Raw genomic sequence first — 21,474 nt, 5'->3', positions numbered from 1 at the left:
ACAAGGCATTACTGAAACGAGCCATAACTTGTCCCGATTGCTTTTGGGAGCATCGTTCTGGTGAGTTGAAGTGATGCAACAAAGTGTCTTGTTTTAAAGTAATTTCAATGTGTAATAGAATTTCTAATGCATATTGCGGGTTGAAACAACGCGATATCCCGCCACAAATAAACAGTTTATTTTTAGGCGGGGCATCAGTCAGCAAGCAGCAGACTAGAGGCGAAGCCCGAAATGAACCAGGCTACCCATATCTATTCCGCTTTGTTAAATCTTAAGTTGTAATTTTCGTCCCAGTCGATAAAACCGGCTATATTGGTTTCTGATTCCGATAGGCTGAATCCCTTAACTTTGCCTGTTTTCCCTTTAAAAATGAGTGCTTCCATATTTGCCCTGGTAATTTTCTTTTTTAAGAATTCAAAAGGAATCAACACCCTGCAGCCATTACTATAATTGGAACAACCCCAGGCAGATTTACCTTCCAAAATATGTCCTGTTTTGCATTTCGGGCATCGCAACTCCTTTTCGGCCTCTTTTTCTAGTCGCAAGCCAAAATTATCATCAAAACTCACCTGGCCGTTTACCTTTTTGCCCTCCAAAATAAATCCTTTAATGGATGGCGTTTTTCCTTTTAAAATTAAGGCTTCCACCTGTTTGTCCGTAAAACTCTTACCTAAATACTCAAAGGGGATTAAGGTTTTGCAACCTGAAGCATAAGCAGAACATCCCCAGGCAGATTTCCCTTTGAGCATACTCCCTTCTTTACAGCGTGGACATTTCAGTTCCATTCCGGTTTTGGGTTTAGCTTTAGGTTTAGGTTTTATTTCCTTCTCATCATCTTCTTCGATTATGATTTTACCTTTTGAATAATCGTTCTTTACCTGAAAAACTATATCCGAAACCATTTGCTTCAGCTCAGCCATAAATTCGGAAGCCTGATATTCGCCTGTTTCGATCTCCCGTAACTTTTTCTCCCAAAGCCCTGTCAGTTCAGCCGATTTCAATAAATCGTTAGAGATAAACTCCATCAGTTTAACCCCCATCGCTGTAGGCAACACGTTTTTTCGAACCTTATAAATATACTTTCGCTTAAACAGGGTTTCTATAATATTGGCTCGGGTCGAAGGTCGACCAATTCCGTTTTCCTTCATTAATTCGCGCAACTCATCATCGTCCACCTGCTTTCCCGCGGTTTCCATAGCACGCAACAAGGTGGCCTCTGTGTAATATTTGGGTGGCTGCGTTTCCTTTTCCTGGAAATCAGGTTCGTGCGGACCGCTTTCCCCTTTCACAAACTCAGGTAATATTTTATCCTCCGAATCCTTTTTTCCGGCAACCGACTTATAAACTACCCGCCAATTTTCTTTTAAGACCTGTTTGCCCGATGTCTTAAAATGTACATCCTCAACCTTTCCAAGAATGGTCGTGGTAGATATTTCGCAATCGGGATAAAAGTTGGCAATAAACCTACGGGTAACCGTATCATAGATAATCCGCTCGTCCCGGGAAAGACTTTCGGGAGGCGTCATCCCTGTTGGTATAATAGCGTGATGGTCGGTCACCTTTTTATTATCGAATACCTTTTTTGATTTACGGATTTTCGCACTCAATAAAGGCTCCACCAATTGATTGTACTGTTTTAACCCCTTTAAAATGCCTTCAATTTTAGGATAAATATCGTTACTTAAATAAGTGGTATCTACCCGGGGATAGGTCGTCAGCTTTTTTTCGTAAAGCGACTGAATCCCTTTTAAAGTCTCGTCGGCCGACAGCCCAAACTTCTTATTACATTCCACCTGTAACGAAGTTAAATCGAACAAACGGGGTGGCGCTTCTTTTCCGGGTTTACGGTTAAAATCGGTTATCTCAAATGGTTTGTCTTTGATTTTTTCCAGGGCCGAACTACCTTCCTCTTTGCTGGAAAACTTACCTTGGGTAGAGTTAAAAGTCACCTCTTTGTAAACCGTTTTTAATTCCCAATACGGTTGCGGAACAAAATTTTCGATCTCCAGGTAACGGTTTACAATCAAGGCAAGCGTCGGTGTTTGCACCCGCCCGATAGACAGCACCGTGCCGGGCTGGCTGTATTTGATGGTGTACAAGCGGGTAGCGTTGATTCCTAAAAGCCAATCTCCAATAGCCCTGGCACTTCCCGCTGCATATAATGGATTGAACTTGTCATTGTCGTACAGTTTTTCAAATCCTTCGCGGATGGCTTCTTCTGTCAACGATGATATCCATAAACGCTTTATTTGAACCTTGCATCCTGCCTTTTGCAGCACCCATCGTTGAATCACTTCTCCTTCCTGGCCAGCATCACCGCAGTTGATCACTTCCGTGGCCGATTGCACCAACTTTTGAATAACTCCGAATTGCTTTTCAACCCCCTTATTTTCAATGAGCTTTATGCCAAACTTAGATGGGATTACCGGAAGCGTGCCCAAATTCCACCGTTTCCATTCGGGTAGGTAATCATGCGGTTCTTTGAGCGTGCACAGATGACCAAAAGTCCATGTAACCTGATAGTTATTACCTTCGTAATATCCATCCTTTCTACTGGTAGCACCTACGACTTTGGCTATTTCTCCTGCCACACTGGGTTTCTCGGCAATACAAACACGCATTTTTAACTCATGATTTTTTGTGGAAGCACGAAGATAGTAAATTTTGGCGGTTGGTTGTTGGCTATTTGTTGTTGGTTGTTGCTGATTATATTGTAAGTAATTGTTATCCTTGATTTTTTAAGTTAAATATGGGTATGTATTTTATTCAGCTTTCATACGTCTACTATCTTTCCAAATCCGTTATTTATGAGTGCCATCGAAATTGAAAATAAACTAAAAATAAAAGTTACCTGACACTATAATCGTAGCAACCATAACAAAACTCATGCTTTTGTGTTATCACAATATCATTTGAATTTATAAATTGCGTAAAAAATTATGATATGAGCAAAGAGGTAGCATTCGCACAAGAACTGATAGATTTTATATACCAAAGCCCATCCCCTTATCATGTGGTTTCCAATATCAAACAAGAACTATCTGATAATGGATTTCAAGAACTTAGCTTAACCGATTCGTGGCAACTTGAAAAAGGGAAAAAATATTTTACCACCAAAAACGATTCTGCTGTTTTTGCATTTTCTTTGGGAAACAGGAACCTTCCCGACACAGGTATTAAAATGATCTGTGCACACAGCGACTCGCCGGGATTTAAAATAAAGCCCCAACCGGAGATGTTGGTTGAGAATACATTGCTTAAGTTGAATACGGAGGTGTATGGCGCCCCGATATTAATGACCTGGTTGGATCGTCCGCTTTCCATCTCCGGAAGGGTAAGCCTTAAGAGCGATAATCCGTTATTTCCAAAATCGGCCCTTGTTAACTTAAAAAAACCCTTGTTAATCATTCCTAATTTGGCCATTCACTTAAATCGGGAGATCAACGACAAGGGTATTGTCCTGAACAGGCAAAAGGATATGCTACCGCTGATGGGGGTGGTGAACGAAACCTTCGAAAAAGACAATTATTTGCTCAGTCTGCTAGCAGAAGCGCTTCATGTAAAACAAGATGATATTATTGATTTTGATTTGACCCTTTACGAGTTTGAAAAAGGTTGCATAATGGGCATGGACAACGAGATGATCAGTTCTCCAAAGCTGGACGACCTGGCCATGGCTTATGGTGGGTTAAAAGCTTTGCTGGGATCCGACAATTCCGAAACCACGCAGATGCTTTGCATTTTTGACAACGAAGAAGTGGGAAGCGTTACCAAACAAGGAGCAGGCTCTCCCGTGTTGAACAATATTTTGCTACGAATCAATGCTGCCTTAGGATATCATCAGGATGATTTTTACCGGACTATTTACAACTCCTTTATGATATCGGCAGACATGGCACACTCCATCCATCCTAATTTGGTGGAGAAACACGATCCTGTTTTACATCCGGTAATGAATGGCGGCCCCGTCATTAAAATTCATGCCAACCAAAAATATACCACCGATGGAGATTCCGGAGCTGTATTTGAAACTATTTGCCAAAAAGCCGGGGTACCATACCAGAAATTTGTCAACCGCTCGGATATGGCAGGTGGTTCAACCCTGGGCAATGTTTCAACAGGCCAAATAGATATTCGAACGGTTGATATGGGCAACCCAATGTTGGCCATGCACTCGGTTCGCGAATTGGCAGGAGTAATGGATCAAACCTATGTGGTTAAAGCGTTCACCACTTTTTACAATCTTACATAGACAGCAAGAAGTAGGGAGAAGAAGAAACAGTGAGCGTAGATTTTTTCCTACGCTCCATTTTACTTTTACTAAGTATGTTAAAAACTATTTTCCCTTATCTGAATAATTAATGTCTGTTGTACTGTCAACTGATGACTGATCCACGATATGCCTCTCCCAATAATCCGGCAAAGCTCTGTAAATAGCTGACTGGATATCAGTTCGAACATCTTCGGCAATCAACTTTTTATTATACTGGTTGGGATGGATTCTGTTGGATAAGAAAATATACATTAAATTATATTCCGGATCCATCCAAACCAAGGTGCCGGTAAAGCCCGAATGGCCATATGATGATGGGGAGGCTTCATGACAAGTGGGGCCCGACAACTCGGGATCGAGTACAGGTTTGTCAAAGCCTAAGCCTCTCCTATTGCCTTCTTTCACTATGGAGGTGAATGTTTTCAAGGTGCTCGAATCAATATACCGTTCACCTCCGTAATACCCATTGTTAAGGTACATCTGTAAAATCTTGGCCAGGTCTTCGGCACAAGCAAACACGCCTGCATGCCCGCCAACTCCACCTAGCATCGCCGCACCCGGATCGTGAACATATCCATGAATCACTTCTTTTCTGAATGACACATCGTTTTCCGTAGGCACAATTTCCCGTTTGTTGAACTTTTCCAACGGCAAGTACATCATTCTTTCCGCCCCCAATGGTTTATAAAACGTGTTTTCAACAAATTGGTCCTGGGTGGTATTAAATTTGTTTTCAATAATTTCTTTCAGATAATAATAACCCAGATCGCTATACCGATACTCAGGATTTCCCTGTATTTCGGACGTATCAATGCCCATCCGAATCGAATCTATAAAAGCTTTGTTCATATACAAACCGGAACTAACCTGTATGTTAAAATCATCGCTTTTGGAGCGTCGGAAAACGTCAGACCTATACCGGGCACCCCTATTCATATACAATCTATTATCCACCTTTATATTATATTGGCTCGAATACCGACGACTGTAAATATCTCCTTTCAGTTTATCTTTGTCGATTGCACGTAAGTAAAAAGGGATCCACGATTGCAATCCTGCTTGATGAACCATCATATCATTTAGTTTCAAGCCGGATTTATTGGTCCCTTCCAGGCGAGGCAGCAAATTCGACAGCGAATCTTCCAGATCGATCATATCCTTATCGTACATTTTCATCACCGATGGTATTGAAGATACTATTTTGGTAACGGAGGCAATGTCGTAAAGGTCGGTTGTTTTAACATGCCTACGTTTGTTATATGTATGATAACCAAAACCCTTGTTGTAAATCACATCCCCGTCTTTGGCCACCAAAACCTGACAACCCGGAATGGCTCTTTCCCTTATGGCTTTATACACCACCTGATCGATTAATTTAAGTGTGTCGGGCATAGCCTTACTATAACCTGGTGCAAACCCTAAACGGCTTTTTCGGGTAACTTCACCGCTTCCAAATGGGAAACGGCTATTAATGCTTTTAGCCAACACCCCTTCTGCGCCGACGCCTCCAAAAACAATCTGTGCTGCAACGCCCTGTGCTATTTCGTTTATCTCATACGAAAGTAAAATGGCCTTAAAAGGGTGTTCAACCGGTAAATCCTTCAACCGGTTTCCCGAACCAAAATGAACCAAAATCAAGTCGGCCGTTGAGGATATCTGATGAAGAAACAAATACAGCAAATCATTAATATCATTCTCGAACCAATCACCATTTACTGCAACAATAATCGTATTAAACCCTGCGGTACTTTTTCTTAGTTTGGCAATCTGGTCTATGTCCGGAACACTTTCAACATAATTGTTCTCAACAGTACAATATTTCTTCAATGTTTTTTGAAAGATGGATTCCTTATTAGTACCAATATGTATTGATGCTATTTTGCGATTCTCCAAATTACGAATGGGTAAAATATCTTTATTTTCGAGCAGCACTGCACCTTTTTTATAAATCGATCTTATAATAAGATCTATTTCTTCATTAATTTCATTATACACTTTTGGCTTGGGTTTATTGGATAACAACTCACGTATCATCACACTTTTCTTACAACTCTCTTCCAGCAGGTTTTGAGGCAAAACATTATTCTCAAAAACCCTCCATAAAATATCGAAATCATTATCCACATTATCCGAATAAATTAAGTCCCCATTTTTTAGTAACATTTCCAGCGAGGGATCTTTTGAGTTCCTCCTTATATCCTGAATACTCTTCCAATCGGTACCTTTTAAATAATCGGGAACAGAGCCATGAAGTGCATTATCATCTAGGCGTAATTGCTGTTCCGAAAGAATATTTTTAGGGAGCTGATAAAGATGGGTTTGAAAAATTTGATTCCCTGAATCAACGTCCAAACAAGGTATAATCAATCGTCCTATAGGTTCCAGGAATAAGTCTATAGGTTTGTAATCCTCATTCTGAAACAACAGGTTATATGGGGATTGCATGGGAAAGTAAGCTCCGTCCAGCTTCTTTCGCAACAACACGTTCATGAGTTGCTCTCGCACATCTTTATTGTTTCCCCGCAAGAATGCAGACCTTATCATTATGTCCGATAACATGGGAGGCCTTTCCCCGTCCGGGATTAAAAGTTTTTCAATATTTACCCATTTAGGAAAAGAATCTGCTTCCTCATCGTCAGGTTGTATCACGGGTAAAACCAGTAAGGATCGCACTCTCTCCTTCAAACTTAGCGTATGGTATATGGAGTCTACTTTTTCCTCATTTACAAAATACTGCGCCTCAACCCCAAAGTTGTATGCTACAATAAATAAGAATACGTATATATATTTAGTCACTTTACTACCTCTTTTCTACAATGATTTCATTTGATTTCAAAATTAATGTAATGAATCAATTTATTAGATAATATTTAAATTGTTTTTTGAAAAATGACCATTAAAATTATAACCTTTTTGTTTTTGTTTTATTTGGTAATTCCCACAACAAAGATTATTTTAGCCGTACTAAAAATTTCATTTGCTAGATTTCTGACGCATTATGAGTGAAAATATAAGCAGTTCTCTTAACCAAAATTGGGGAGATAAAGTAATCCTTGTAGTTGAGGATGTGGATACCAACAAAATATTTTTTGATGCCGCCCTTAGAAAAACAAATGCCAAAATACTTTGGGCAAAAGACGGACAAGAAGCAGTTGATATGTACAAAGAAAATGATATTGACTTGGTATTGATGGACCTTCAGCTTCCCATCATGGATGGATACACAGCCACCAGAGAAATCAAAAAAGTAGATGGTAAAGTACCAATCATTGCACAGACCGCACATGTTATGTCGGGGGAAAGAGAAAAATGCCTGGAAGCAGGTTGCGACGATTACCTGGCCAAACCTATCAGACTGCAGATTTTAATGGAAACATTATCAAAGTACCTGAATAAGTGAGTTCGATACTAAAATATACTGAAAGGCTTCAATTTAAATTGAGGCCTTTTTTTTGTAGCGTATTAAAAAATATTACGAATAACCCTCAACCGAAATATTTACCATGCGTTTCCGGGAAGCTTGTTATTATCATCGATGTGAAGAAGTGATTTGCCTCATGCCCCCAAAGCCGTTATGTTATAAGCCCATAAATCTACTTTTAAAAACACTACCCAAACCCATAAAAATGGAAAAAGCCATTCCGCAAGGCGAAATGGCTTTCCTGTTTGTTTGAAAATGTATCTCGTATAAGTTTATACTAAGTTATTCGGCAACTACTTCAAAGTTAACCTCAACCTTCACTTCGCGGTGAAGCTTGATTGTTGCCACGTATTTACCAATTTCTTTCACTTGGTCTTCTTTGATAGAAATGTTTTTACGCTCTACAGTATAACCTTCTTTTTCCAGTGCTTCTGCAATTTGAATAGTATTTACAGAACCGAAGATTTTGCCGGTCGTACTTGTCTTAGCACCTAAGGTCAACGAAAGACCTTCCATTTTTTGTGCCACCTCAAGCGCATCATTCTTAATCTTTTCTTCTTTATGAGCTCTTTGGCGCATGTTCTCCTCATGTACTTTGATAGCTGAAGGAGTAGCCAAAACAGCAAGCCCTTGTGGAATAAGGTAATTTCTACCGTATCCATTCTTAACCTTTACCACTTCATTTTTGTGACCAAGGTTGGCTATATCATCTCTTAATATTACTTCCATTTTTTGTCCTCCTTTTTTATTTCATCAAGTCAGTAACATAAGGCAACAATGCAATGTGACGGGCACGCTTAACAGCTGTTGCAACTTTTCTTTGATACTTTAAAGATGTACCAGTTAAACGACGAGGAAGAATCTTACCTTGCTCGTTCAAGAATTTCTTTAAGAACTCAGGATCTTTGTAATCAACATACTTGATCTTGTTTTTCTTAAAACGACAGTACTTTTTCTTTTTGATCTCAACCGATGGAGGCGTTAAATATCTGATTTCACTTTGATTTTGTGCCATGGCCTATCTCTCCTTTTTTTCTTTGATGGTTTTTCTTCTTTTCTCACTGTAAGCAACTGCATATTTATCCATCTTGAAAGTCAAGAAGCGGATAACACGCTCGTCGCGACGAAAAGCAAGCTCTAGCTTGGCGATCGCATCAGGTTGTACTTTAAAGTCGAACAAGTTGTAAAAACCTGTCGATTTCTTTTGGATAGGATACGCCAATTTGCGCAGCCCCCAATTCTCTTCGTTTACCATTTCACCTCCATTTTCTGTAATCACAGAACGGAATTTTTCAACCGCTTCCTTCATCTGAACATCAGACAAAACGGGAGTCAAAATGAAAACGGCTTCATAATGATTCAACATAATGATAATAAATTAATTAATAAATTCGGCCGCAAAAGTAGTTATTTTAATTACAGAGTGCAAATATTTTGATGCAAAATATTCGCAAGTCATTGGCGATTAACAAATCAAATTATACTGGTAAGTGATAGCAGTTCTGGCAGTCTCAATATTTTACATTTATATCAAGAAGAAATGAATAAAATTTCTTTAAAAAATTTAGCATATGGCAAAAATGCTTTATCATTGTTTTTTTACAATTAATATATCTATTACATTATTATTTGATATCAGATAGCATTTTTATTGTAGTTGGTGCTGATGGTTTTAAACGATAATATATTTGCCTTATCGCTTCTTGAAATAGTCTTATCGGTATTTTTAATACCACTTCTTGAACAATTAATTGCAAGGACCTACTTAAATTAAGAACTTAGATATTTTAGCCTTTGCTATCTTTTTCTCTTCCTCATCTCACTTTTGTTCTATTTCTATTCAAAAATAATTTCAATAGTATTTTTTATTGTACTATTAGTTTCAGTATTTCATGAAATTTATAAGGACTTTGGATTTCTGAAAAAGAAAGTGAGTGAACATTTCGTTTTTTTTTCTTATTTTCTCATTTCTTTTTGCCTTTGCACATATTCCAGTTATTAATTCAACTTATAAAGAATTAGGCTTTGGAACTCGGTTAATTGTTGTGAACCTTTTTCAATTCTTCCGTTTGCCATCATTTTGGGAATGGTTCGCCTTAAATATGGAATTAAGTATTCCATACTGCTCCATAATTTTAAATAATGGATTGATTCTTGTGTTAAACAGCATTATTTACGATTAATTGCATCTAACAAAGACAGCTCTTGCACTTAATTTGATTGAAGTCAATTTTGCCAACTATATTTCTTTAAGAAATATACTAATCAGATGTTTACAAACAATCTCTTTGTTTTTTATATCAGATTCTTAATGAATACTTTCGCAGGAATTTACTATTGTATGATATAAATCATCAAAAGAATTAACCTTTGAATAAACAATGTTTCTGTCCATTTTTCTGAACGGAAGCTGTTGTATATTTAAAATGCTTAAATATTTGGCCGAATTATAAAGCCCTCCCGCCGGTTCAATATTAGGAGTAAATGAACTTAGCTTTAAATGGATTTAACCCCGATTTAGTGATTCTTCCTCGATGGATATTCCGGAGCAAGCACCCCCTTACCAAACGTTGGTTGAGGTCATGTTTTTAGCATGACATTCCGGCGGACATTGACCCCTTAAAATGTTTTTCGAGGAAAACATATTGCTCCGAAAACGGAAAAAAACGGAGCGTGTTGACCCCTTGGATTTAGGTTTATTTAATTAGTGGCCGGAACTACTAATTGATACTGATTATGGCAGGGAAACCTAAAAGAATGTAAGCATTCGACTTGATACATATTAGTTTAGTTAATTCCTACCACAAATTATTATTGGAAATGCTGGATTATTTTAAAATGTATAGTAATTTAATCTTACTTCTGAAATCGCATATTTAATATTATTAATCCGTGGACTTGCTGTTCTTTGTGGCTTGGTGGTTTCCTTTACATCAAGGTATCATGCATGAATTTTAAATATTTACCCACCTTTATTCACCACAAATTATTACCTCATAAAAAACGCTATTGTAATACATTTGACTGTAATTTAAATGCAAAAATCAGATGTTGAAGATTAAAAGAAATTTACTGGCTATATGCTTGATTTTATTATTGGGGCTTGAGATTATTGTTGCCCAAAACCCATTAGTGACGCATATGTTTACGGCCGACCCTACAGCTCGCGTTTTTAATGGCAAATTATATGTCTACCCATCAAGCGATACTTATCCACCTAATGGCAGGGAGAAAGAATTTCCCCGTTTTTGTATGCCTGGTTATCATGCCTTTTCGCTGGAAAATGGAGCTACTTGGAAAGACCATGGTTGGATATTGAAAGAAAATGATGTGCCCTGGGGCGAAAAAGATACTTATGCTATGTGGGCGCCTGATTGTATTGAAAAAGATGGCAAATACTATTATTATTATCCTGCCAAGCCAAAAAACGACAATGCCTTCCGTAGAATTGGTGTTGGTGTTTCAAAAAGTCCCACCGGTCCCTTCAAATGGGAAAAAAGTTATATTGAGGGTGTATCAGGAATAGACCCTGGTTTATTGGTGGATGATAACGATAAAGCCTACTTGTTTTTTGGTGGTGGACATGAATTGTACGTAGCTCCATTGGCCGATAATATGAAAGAAATAACCCAAGACCCTATTTTAGTGGAAGGTCTGCCTGCCGGTTACAAAGAGGGGTCTTTCCCTTTTAAAAAGGATGGTAAATATTATCTGACATTTGCCCATGTGTTTGCCGATGAAGGTTATACCATTGGTTATGCAATCAGTGACAATCCTATGGGACCGTATACCTATCAGGGAAAAATAATGGATAATATCTACAATGGAACGAATCACCATTCGGTTGTAGAATATAATGGTCAATGGATTCTATTTTACCACTCCTGGGATATCAGTGGATATAACAAATTGCGCTCTATGCGAGCCGATTACATGACCTTTAAAAAGGACGGCACCATTAAAAAAGTAAAACCAACATTACGAGGCATTGGAACCCCGCAAGTAGGCGATACGATTCAGGTGGACCGTTACAACGATATTTCAGGTGCAAAAACGGCCTTTGTTGGAGGAGAGAAAGAGCCTAACGGATGGATGATCTGCGATGCCCGAATGATGAGTTATGTGCGATTTGACAGGGTTAAGTTTGATGGTGCCAGGAAAATTAAGGCCCGTGTTGCCAGCGGTCAACGTATGGGAAGCTTCGAGGTAAGGCTGAATAATCCCAAAGGTAAATTGATAGCCGAATTCCCTATTGAATATACGGGTGGGTGGAGCTCATGGAAAACCATTGAAGCTGATATTAAACAACCCGTTACTGGAACACATAACCTTGTGGTTGTTTTTAAATCGGACTGGGGGAGTACTAAATCGGTTAATTTGAATTGGTTGCTGATGAAATAGACTTTTGGTATTAGATAGCACTATCCTTAAGTAAATTAACTAAAAAGGAGCCGATGGGTGAAATGCCAACGCTCCTTTATTTCAGTTCTACTAGTCCATACCTAAACCATACTTTTTAAAAAAACTAATTTAGAATAAACATATACGATTAAGTTCACTTATTTATATTTGTGTGAATAATCCCAAAAAGATGTCAATTTGCCACGGATTCTAACAATACTATATTTCTTTTTTCTAATTCCTTCCGTTTTAATTAAAGGAAACAATCATCTTCCCATATACCATAACCATTTTTCTGCAGGAGATGATAAGCCTCAAAATATAGAATCTTATCTGGACGAAATCAGGGCGCAAGTTGGTCGCTTTACGGCCCATCAAAAAAACAGCAAACTCAGCATCATCCCCAATGATTCTGCCGTGAGTTTTGCCTGCTGGATTAAACCCGGCAATACCATTGAGCAATCCGGAACCTTGCTTAGCGAGAACGACATCTTCAATTTTCGCTATTTATCTACAAGACAAATCCAATTTAACCATTACAATAAAAAAGATATAGACACCCAACCAATCATATGTGCCGATACGTGGCAACACCTTGGCTTTACCTTGAACGCCGCTGGAATACTTCGTATATACTACAATGGCGATTGCATAATAACAGATTCGATTAACCCCGACTGGCATAAAAACAGAAGCAGATATATTTTAGGTAACGATAAAATGGGTGTTGCAGCTCAAGGACTTGTAGATGACGTTTTAATCTATAAAAAAGAACTCTCAGATAAGGAAATTAAACAGCTTTACCTTGAAAGTAAAATCAATGGCCCATTGCAACATAAACTACTGGCTTATTTTCCTTTAGAAGGTAATTCAAAGAATAATATGCAGCATCAAATACAGTCCATCAGGCAACATATATACTTCACACATGATGAAAAAAGAGGACTGTGTGCCGATTTTAAAAACGACAGTTGTTTTATTGATTTCAAAGGGTTTGAATTTGACCAACAAATGACCGTGTCGTGCTGGCTTAAGCCTATACAGAACAATAAAGTCATGGCTATTATCGGAAACAAAAACCTTGCTTTCAGGCTCAATGCTCAGCAAAATGCCTTATTATTTACCGTACCTATGCTTTATACCTCCTACTCAAAACATTTTAAAACCGACTTGAAGGAATGGATGCACATAGCCATATCGGTGAGCATCAACCACAAAGTCGATTTTTATATCAATGGTGTCATGTTTGACTCCAAAAGCGTTGAAGGGAAAGCAGGTAACAATGCCATTGTAACCGTCGGAAGAAGTATTTGGAAAAACAATTTCAACGGTAAAATGAGTCAGCTGGCGCTTTGGAACAGAGCCCTTGGACCCGATGAAATCAGGCAGGTGTACAACGGAAAGCTGGAAACTATAGAACCTCATAAACATTATTCGCCTCTCCCCTTTTTATTAGTTGGAATTATAGCTGTTTTAGCAATAACCTTTGTGGTTTATTACCTTAAAAACGGTAAAAACAATCCCACGCAGGAATTCCGCAAAACTGAAGCTCAAAAGAATGCCATCCACCTTATCCATACCTTTAAAGCATACGACAAAAACGGTATTGATATCAGTAACCAATTCTCACCTACGCTTATCAGACTTTTATCGTTGATTATACTATACCCAATTTTAACAAACAACTATATTACTTCGGCTGAACTATCCGATATATTATGGGAAACAGATAGTCCTTCGCAACAAAAGAATAACCGCAGCACTAATATTCATCGGCTGCGTAGGTTATTGGAGAACTTTAGGAATATTGAGTTGTCGTATCAAAACAGGGAATGGAAACTTTTACATGACAATAGTTTACATGTAGATATTCATTTTATGGCAGCATCCCTAAAAAATGAAACTTACCAATACATACGGGAAGACTTATCCCTCTGCCGTCAGCTTAAAACCAACAGTTTTGATTCATTAATAGAGCAATACGAACAAAAATATATTACACTATTACAAAGTATCTGCACTGCACAATATAAAAAACAGGCATACCAGGTTGTTGCCACTTTGGCTAAATCATGGACCAGCATTGCTCCTTTAAGCGAAATCGCTCACAAATACCTGATTTCCGCTTTACTTAAAACAAAACAAAATCAGTCAGCATTAAACACTTTTGCTTCTTTTAGTTCGAGATATGTTAAAATTTTTAATGAAGAACCTACATTTAACATGGAGGACTGTAACCGCTTTATGGATGATATTTAATTTGTAATTAAAGGCGTATTTTTTATTTACCCCCCATTTTACCCCTGTGTTTACCCAATTTAAAACCTGGATATACTTAAATTTGACCAAAACTGTTCGACAAGCATTCTGGTGCGACCCAAACGTATAAATCTAAAAAACAAGAAATGAAAAGTACATCTATAATGGTAATAATTACATTCCTTCTTTTACTAATTACAAATATAAGTGCCCAAACCTACTTTAACGTTGTCGATTTTGGTGCTAAGGCAGACGGGAAAAACATAGATACCAATGCACTGCAAAATGCCATTGATGCAGCTACCAACAACGGAGGTGGAACCGTTATAATTCCTTCGGGCAAAACGGTAGTCACAGGAACTTTTTATATGAAAGACTATGTGACCCTTAGGGTGGAAAACGGAGCCATACTTCAAGGAAGCTCCAACATGGCCGATTATGGTAATGACACCCATAAAAATATGTACAAGAATGAACCTCATATGAACAAGTGTTTGATTTATGCCGAGGATGCCAAATCATTTGCTTTTGAAGGACATGGGGTAATTGATGGAAACGGTCATACCAAGTATTTTACCCGGAAAACAGGTCGCCCTATGTTGATGCGCTTTAAAAACTGCGATAAAATTCATATGCGGGATATCACTCTGATTAATCCTGCTGCCTGGACTTCCGCTTGGTTGTATTGCAACGAAATTGTAGTAGAAGGCATTCGTATCCATAGTCGCTCCAATGGCAATGGCGATGGCCTTGACTTTGACGGGTGCACCAATATTCGTGTTTCAAACAGTTCATTTGATAACAGCGATGATTGTATTTGCCTACAAGCCTCTTTGCCGGATAAGCCATGTAAAGATGTTGTTATCAGCAACTGTGTATTCGAAACAAAATGGGGAGGAATGCGAATCGGTCTGCTTTCACGTGGAGATTTTGAATCGGTAACCGTGACCAACTGTACGTTTAAAAACATTAAGGACAGCGGACTTAAAATTCAAATGAATGAAGGAGGAAGCATGAAAAACATGGTATTCTCAAATCTGGTAATGAAAAACGTCCCTCGCCCTATCTTTATGACTTTTGCTCAGCAAAAGGCTTGTGTAGATGCGCCTGAAGAAATGTATCCCATGAAAGAGATGAAAAACTTCACCTTTCAGAATATTATTGCCGACAATACAGAACTTGATAAAAACTCTGCGTTCTTTTTAACCGGAATGCCCGGAAAATACATAGAAAATGTAATTATTAAAGATGTTCAATTTTTCGTTTCAGGTGGCGGGACCAAGGAAGATGCCAAAAAAAACGACCACAATGAATATACGTTGGAGGTACTGGAAGGCTGGTGGCCTGAATTTAGTCGGGTTGGAACTTTGCCTGCTTCCGGGATGTTTTTACGCCATATGAAAAATGTGCATGTAGATAATTTTCATCTACATATTACAGGGGAAGATGCTCGTAAACCCGTCGTATTTAAAGATGTGGTAAATAGCACATTATCTAATACTTACGCCAACAATAAAAAAGTAAAGCTATAAAAAAACGTAAAACCCGCCACGAATCGCTAAAACCGTAAGATAGCATAGCTTTCGTTGCGCTATCCTTTGCGTACTCTGGGGTAAAAAAATAAAAAAACATGCAAAAAGTACTTACATTAATTTTATTCATATCTTTTTTCACAGTTAATATTTCCGCCCAACCTGTTCCTCTTTGGGAGAAAGGAAAAATACCTAACCACCAAAAATCGAAAGGGAAAGCGTTTATCCCCAAACGTGATATTATTTTTATAACAAACGTGCAGGCACCCACCATTGAGGTCCTTTTACCGTCGAAACAAAGTGCCAATGGAATGGCTGTATTAATATGCCCGGGCGGGGGATATGGCGGGGTTTCGTACGATTGGGAAGGAACCGATGTTGCCAAATGGTTAAACGGCAGGGGTATTGCTGCATTCGTTTTAAAATATCGTATGCCACAAGCCGAATCGGTAATTACCTCGCATAAAGCCCCATTGCAAGATGCGCAACGCGCGATGAGATACATTCGTCATTACGCAGAGAAATTCAACATCGACAAAAACAAAGTAGGTGTGATGGGGTTTTCTGCCGGTGGACACCTGGCCTCTGCCTTGGGAACGCACTTCGAACGAGCCTATTACAAAAGCAAGGACGATATGGATAACGAAATGATCCGTCCCGATTTTATGATGTTGATTTATCCTGTTATCAGTATGCAAAAAGTTATTACTCACTATGGTTCCAGAAAGCATCTGCTTGGAGAAAACCCATCCGACGAATTGGTTACTGAATTCTCCAGTGAGTTACAAGTATGCGAAAAAACACCGCCTACTTTTATTTTACATTCTGGCGATGATAAAGCTGTGCCTGTAGAAAACTCAATAAGGATGTATCAGGCTTTGGTAAAACACAAAGTATCTGCCACCATGCATATATACCCTACTGGCGGTCATGGATATGGACTAGGAAAAAGCCGCATTGCTGCACCAGACTGGACTAAATTAGCTGAGGAGTGGCTGGAAAAACAGACAATGAGGTAAATTATAATAGACTTGCAGATTTTATATTCAACATCTTAACCTCTCCCAAACGCTACGAAAAATTTTACAGAAACCTGAGATAAAACATAACAAATGAAAAATTTAATTTACCTGGGTGTTACCCTTTGGATATTCCTTTACTCTTGTCAACCTCAACCTAAGGTGGCCAACATACTCAATTATGGCGCAGCAGCAGATAGCCTTACCTTAAACAGCACCGCTATTCAAAATGCGATTGACGATTGTAATGCTGCCGGAGGTGGAACTGTTGTAATACCTGCCGGAGCATTTATTTCGGGAACTGTTCTTTTAAAAGATAATGTTACCCTTCATCTTGAAAAAGGAGCACAGTTAATTGGTAGCAAGAACCCCAAGGATTACATCACTATCGATCCATTTACCGATGCGGTCAACCAAGTCAGAGGAAAATGTTTAGTGGGAGCCGAAAATGCCAGCAATATTGCTATTACCGGGGAGGGAACTATTGTAGGAAGAGGTCAGCTTTTTAAGCGGCCCGAACTCTTAAAAACCATGACAGAAATTGGCGTTGACAAGAGTCAACTACAAGACTTTGCAAACAACCGTCCATTCCTAATTCGTTTGGTAAAATCAAAAAACATAAAAGTTGAAGGCGTGCGGTTAAGACATCCAGCCGCCTGGACTTTGCACATTTTTCAGTGCGAAGGAATTTTGGTAGATGGCATAGACATCTATTCGCATGCCCATAAAAACAACGATGGAATAGATTTAGATTCGAGTAGGGATGCCATTATCCGCAATTGCAACATAGACAGTGGCGACGATGCAGTTTGTATCAAAAGTACCTCTCCCATGCCTACCCGGGATGTAATTGTGAGTCATTGCGTCCTGAAAAGCGATTGGGGCACCATCAAATTCGGTACGGAATCCATGGGAGATTTTAAAAACATTACCATTGATAATTGTACCATCCATGATACCCGGGGAGGAGGCATTAAAATACTTAGTATGGATGGTGCCAATATCGACAGCATTACCATTAGTAACATCACCATGGAAAATGTGGAGATGCCCATTTTTATTCGATTGGGCGAACGTTTGCGAACCTATCGCAATGCTCCGAAGCAAAAAGTGGGATCTATCGATAATATCGTCATCAATAATGTGATCGCCACCATAAGAGATACAGCCAACTGTCGCATAAACCCGCCTACAGGAATTTTAATGACCGGAACGACCAATCATCGCATCGGAAAAGTCACACTTCATAATATCGACATCATGTTACCCGGACATGGAACTGCAGAAATGAGCACAAACGTAGTAGCTGAAGATGAAACCCGCTATCCTGAATTTAGCTTTTTTGGCGTTCTTCCTGCCGGCAGCATGTTTGCCCGTCATATCGAAAAACTCGAAACACATGCATTGAATTTCTCCTATACCTCGGAAGATAAAAGAGAACGTATCATCCTAGACGACGTAGTTGAAGAGATCACGCATTAGATAACGCAGACCGGAAATCAGAAATTGGAGACCGGAGAATGGAAAAGCAGGAAGTAACCCGTTTACTGACGACAGCTACACTGCAGTGCTGAGCGCAGAGAGCAATGAATTGTAAGCGGTGAGATCTGAATACAACACCCAAAAACTAAGTGCCACATTAACAATAAACTGACAATGATTTATAAACAAGCTAAGTAAATTAATATGAAAATAAAACATCTACTAAAATGGAGCTTCGCATTGCTACTCTGCTCTATTACATTTAACACTTTTGCTAAAAAAGCAAAGAAACCAAACGTACTGGTCATTTATACCGATGACCATCGTTATACCGGAATACATGCTCTGGGTGGTCAGGCTGTGCGGACGCCCAATATGGATCAGCTTGCTCACTCAGGTATAGTATTTACCAACGCTTATCTGATGGGAGCTTTTACAGGAGCAACATGCGTTCCAAGTAGAGCTATGCTTTTAACAGGTCGTCAACTATTCAAGTTAGATGGTGTCGGAAAGAGTATTCCTAAAGAGCACACTACCATTGGAGAAGCTTTTGGTAACGCAGGGTATACCACCCATATGGTGGGTAAATGGCATCAGGATAATCCATCTTTAGCACGTTCTTTTGATGACGGGGACTGTGTGATGAGCCGTGGTGTTTATCTGGTCGATCATTGGAGAATGCCGCTGTGGGACTGGAAAAAGGATGGTAATTACAAGAAAACAGAGGGTTGGCTATTGGAGTATGACGAGAACGGCAACGAAGTGAAAAGGCTCATTGATTTAAAAAACGATAAAAGAGGACCAACAGGAACTGAAAAAGACGGTCCGCATACTTCTGAGATTTTCGCCCGAAATGCCATTAAGTTTATCCAGGAGTACGATGAGAAAGCGCCTTATTTTATGTACCTGGCATTTCATGCACCGCACGACCCTCGCCAGGCCCCGCAAAAGTACAAAGATATGTATCCCGAAAAGGATATTACGCTTACCCCATCCTATATGCCACAACATCCTTTTGATAACGGACATTTGTTTTTGCGCGACGAAGAACTGGGCCCCTGGCCTCGAACACCTGAAGTAGCCAGAAAACACTTATCGGATTACTATGCCATTATCACACATTTAGATGCTCAAATAGGTAAAGTAATATTAGCGCTTAAAGCATCTGGACAGTACGACAATACGATTATTGTTCTTGCAGGCGATAGTGGTTTAGGTGTTGGAAACCATGGCTTGTTGGGCAAACAGAACGTTTATGATGAAGACGGCGTTCATGTGCCCTTAATTATTTCAGGTGGAGCTGTTAAGCAAGAAGGAGTTCGACTGGATGCCTATTGTTATATCCACGACATCTTCCCTACGGTTTGCGACCTGGCCAAAATTAAAAAACCAGCCTCAGTAACCGGAAAGAGTTTATTGCCTGTCATCAATGGCGAACAAGAACAAGTGCGTGATTTTACCTATCATGCTTACCGGCAACACCAACGGGCTTACAGAAAAGGTGATTACAAATTGTTGGAATTTGTTAAGGCTCCGGATAAAGACTGGAAATTGGGAGAACTAACTAGAGGTTCAAGAACCACTTTGTTGTTTAATATTAAGAACGATCCATGGGAAACCACCAACCTGGCCTTCCTGCCCCAATACTTTGACCTGGTAAAAAGCATGCAAAAAGAAATGAAGGAAAAAGCGGTTAAACTGGGAGATGATAATGCCAATACAGGAGAGCAGTTCGACTTCTGGGATTACCGGTAATGAACATACGTGGTGACTACCTGTGTCTTGCCAATGGTCACCACGTGCGTTATCATTCATTTCTTTTAAGAATAATAAAGATATACAAACTCAATATGGCGGCAAACAAACACCAAACAGAAATCATATATTTTAGGTAAAATACTTTTGAAACCACAAAGAACAACAACATCAACATCCCCATATAATTGATTTGCCTGTTGCTTGAGAAGACAAACGGAAAAGCCGCCGGTAACAGATAAAAAATTCCGCTCCACCAGTTGGTGCTTTTAAAATGGCCAACGGTATAAAATATATGCTGTTGGTCTATTTGTGCAGTAACATCGTAAGCCACCATTCTATATCCCAACAATAAAAACAGGGCTATCCCCAGGGACAACGAGCCAGCTATCAATTGTTTTCTTCGTTTATTTTTCTCTATTAGCAAGGTGGATAGCGGAACCCAAACCGGCCAAATAAGTTGCGCAAATATGAGAAATCCAAAAGTTGCCGGAGACTCCCAGTATCTATATTCAGGATGCTGTAAAGCAAGCCACAAACATCCTTCAAAGAATTGCTGAACGCCAAACAACAAAGGAATCATAGCAAAAAAAAGTTGCTCCTTTTTAGTGCTTTTTTTAATGGCTATTACCCCTACCGTGGAAATAACTGCACTGGCGCCAAAACTTACCTCAGCTGAAAAACACATCGTTTAAAATTTCCCCTTAAAATACAGAAAGAATTCTATGATTCAACATAAAATAAGAAAAGTATGGTTTGAACTTTTTATATTCGCATCCATACAATTATTTATGGATGAAATAATACTACTTACCGATGGAAGCTACCATCCGCAATCGCACATTGGCTACGGTGCTTATCTTGCAATATATCAACCATATACCTGTTTGAATACATTAAAAGAGCATGTAAACGTAAGACGCTTCGAAAACACTTCTTCAACAAAACTGGAACTTCAAACCCTTTTATGGGCCTTGACCGAAATAGAACCAGAAGGTGCTAAAGTCATTATTTACACCGACTCTCAAAATATAATCGGACTACCGGGACGACGCCAACGTTTGGAACGAAACAATTACCTCAATAAGAAAGGTGAACTCATTAAAAACCACGATTTATACCAGGAATTTTACAGCATTACCGATGTGCTGGATTGTGATTTCATTAAAATCAAAGGACATAAGACCGAAAATGCCAAAACTGAGATAGATAAACTCTTTACTTTAGTTGACAGAACCTCTAGAAAAGCGCTTAGGGAGAATAGGCTATAAATAAAGAGAATAGGAAAAAGCTTGGAAGAATGTTCTCCGATCCTTTAACATTTTTAATCAA

The 21,474-nt window shown here is 39.0% G+C and carries 15 protein-coding genes; 9 read left to right on the top strand and 6 right to left on the bottom strand.

The window, feature by feature from the left end; all coding sequences use genetic code 11:
• Window positions 1–251 precede the first annotated feature (251 nt).
• On the bottom strand, window positions 252–2,621 hold the full coding sequence (locus ACRD64_RS15440) for a DNA topoisomerase 3 (RefSeq protein ID WP_430934349.1): 2,370 nt from the start codon (window positions 2,619–2,621) through the stop codon (window positions 252–254).
• Between the two features lie 323 nt (window positions 2,622–2,944).
• Here ACRD64_RS15440 and ACRD64_RS15435 point away from each other — a divergent pair, with 323 nt between their 5' ends.
• The gene (locus ACRD64_RS15435) at window positions 2,945–4,252 is read left to right on the top strand and encodes a M18 family aminopeptidase (protein WP_430934348.1); all 1,308 of its coding nucleotides are present in this window, start codon (window positions 2,945–2,947) and stop codon (window positions 4,250–4,252) included.
• A gap of 84 nt (window positions 4,253–4,336) precedes the next feature.
• Here ACRD64_RS15435 and ACRD64_RS15430 read toward each other — a convergent pair whose 3' ends face one another.
• Window positions 4,337–7,069: a serine hydrolase domain-containing protein gene (locus ACRD64_RS15430; protein WP_430934347.1), complete on the bottom strand. Its 2,733-nt coding sequence runs from the start codon at window positions 7,067–7,069 to the stop codon at window positions 4,337–4,339.
• A gap of 202 nt (window positions 7,070–7,271) precedes the next feature.
• Here ACRD64_RS15430 and ACRD64_RS15425 point away from each other — a divergent pair, with 202 nt between their 5' ends.
• Window positions 7,272–7,673 (top strand): response regulator, encoded by a 402-nt coding sequence (locus ACRD64_RS15425; protein ID WP_430934346.1) that lies wholly within the window; start codon window positions 7,272–7,274, stop codon window positions 7,671–7,673.
• Window positions 7,674–7,976: 303 nt separating this feature from the next.
• On the opposite strand, the gene rplI is transcribed toward ACRD64_RS15425, so the two are convergent.
• Genes rplI through rpsF form a run of 3 tightly spaced genes read right to left on the bottom strand, consistent with a single transcriptional unit; the run spans window position 7,977 to window position 9,060 of the window.
• A complete protein-coding gene (gene rplI / locus ACRD64_RS15420; RefSeq protein ID WP_430934345.1) occupies window positions 7,977–8,423 on the bottom strand; it encodes a 50S ribosomal protein L9 in 447 nt (148 codons plus the stop codon).
• 16 nt (window positions 8,424–8,439) lie between these two features.
• Window positions 8,440–8,709: a 30S ribosomal protein S18 gene (gene rpsR, locus ACRD64_RS15415; RefSeq protein WP_027471639.1), complete on the bottom strand. Its 270-nt coding sequence runs from the start codon at window positions 8,707–8,709 to the stop codon at window positions 8,440–8,442.
• A gap of 3 nt (window positions 8,710–8,712) precedes the next feature.
• Complete coding sequence (rpsF, locus tag ACRD64_RS15410) at window positions 8,713–9,060, bottom strand: 30S ribosomal protein S6 (protein ID WP_430934344.1); 348 nt, start codon at window positions 9,058–9,060, stop codon at window positions 8,713–8,715.
• A gap of 1,682 nt (window positions 9,061–10,742) precedes the next feature.
• On the opposite strand from rpsF, the gene ACRD64_RS15405 reads away from it, so the two are divergent.
• The 6 genes from ACRD64_RS15405 (at window position 10,743) to ACRD64_RS15380 (ending at window position 20,142) form a co-directional block, all read left to right on the top strand.
• On the top strand, window positions 10,743–12,095 hold the full coding sequence (locus tag ACRD64_RS15405) for a family 43 glycosylhydrolase (protein ID WP_430934343.1): 1,353 nt from the start codon (window positions 10,743–10,745) through the stop codon (window positions 12,093–12,095).
• 198 nt (window positions 12,096–12,293) lie between these two features.
• Entirely contained in the window at window positions 12,294–14,354 is a 2,061-nt protein-coding gene (locus tag ACRD64_RS15400; RefSeq protein ID WP_430934342.1) for a LamG-like jellyroll fold domain-containing protein, read from the top strand.
• Window positions 14,355–14,500: 146 nt separating this feature from the next.
• Entirely contained in the window at window positions 14,501–15,886 is a 1,386-nt protein-coding gene (locus ACRD64_RS15395) for a glycoside hydrolase family 28 protein (RefSeq protein ID WP_430934341.1), read from the top strand.
• A 98-nt stretch (window positions 15,887–15,984) separates the two neighbouring features.
• A complete protein-coding gene (locus ACRD64_RS15390; RefSeq protein ID WP_430934340.1) occupies window positions 15,985–16,905 on the top strand; it encodes an alpha/beta hydrolase in 921 nt (306 codons plus the stop codon).
• Window positions 16,906–16,998: 93 nt separating this feature from the next.
• Window positions 16,999–18,387, top strand: a complete 1,389-nt coding sequence (locus tag ACRD64_RS15385; RefSeq protein WP_430934339.1) for a glycoside hydrolase family 28 protein — start codon at window positions 16,999–17,001, stop codon at window positions 18,385–18,387.
• Window positions 18,388–18,591: 204 nt separating this feature from the next.
• Entirely contained in the window at window positions 18,592–20,142 is a 1,551-nt protein-coding gene (locus tag ACRD64_RS15380) for a sulfatase-like hydrolase/transferase (protein WP_430934338.1), read from the top strand.
• Window positions 20,143–20,194: 52 nt separating this feature from the next.
• On the opposite strand, the gene ACRD64_RS15375 is transcribed toward ACRD64_RS15380, so the two are convergent.
• Window positions 20,195–20,830 carry a DUF6629 family protein gene (locus tag ACRD64_RS15375; protein ID WP_430934337.1) on the bottom strand — a complete coding sequence of 212 codons (636 nt, stop codon included), beginning with the start codon at window positions 20,828–20,830 and terminating at the stop codon, window positions 20,195–20,197.
• Between the two features lie 37 nt (window positions 20,831–20,867).
• On the opposite strand from ACRD64_RS15375, the gene ACRD64_RS15370 reads away from it, so the two are divergent.
• Window positions 20,868–21,413: a ribonuclease HI gene (locus ACRD64_RS15370; protein WP_430934336.1), complete on the top strand. Its 546-nt coding sequence runs from the start codon at window positions 20,868–20,870 to the stop codon at window positions 21,411–21,413.
• Window positions 21,414–21,474 lie beyond the last annotated feature (61 nt).

The sequence above is a fragment of the Saccharicrinis sp. 156 genome (assembly GCF_050589685.1).
Taxonomy (GTDB): Bacteria; Bacteroidota; Bacteroidia; order Bacteroidales; family Marinilabiliaceae; genus Saccharicrinis.
The sequence above is the reverse complement of the archived record's forward strand: the minus strand, read 5'-3'. Positions and strand labels throughout refer to the sequence as shown.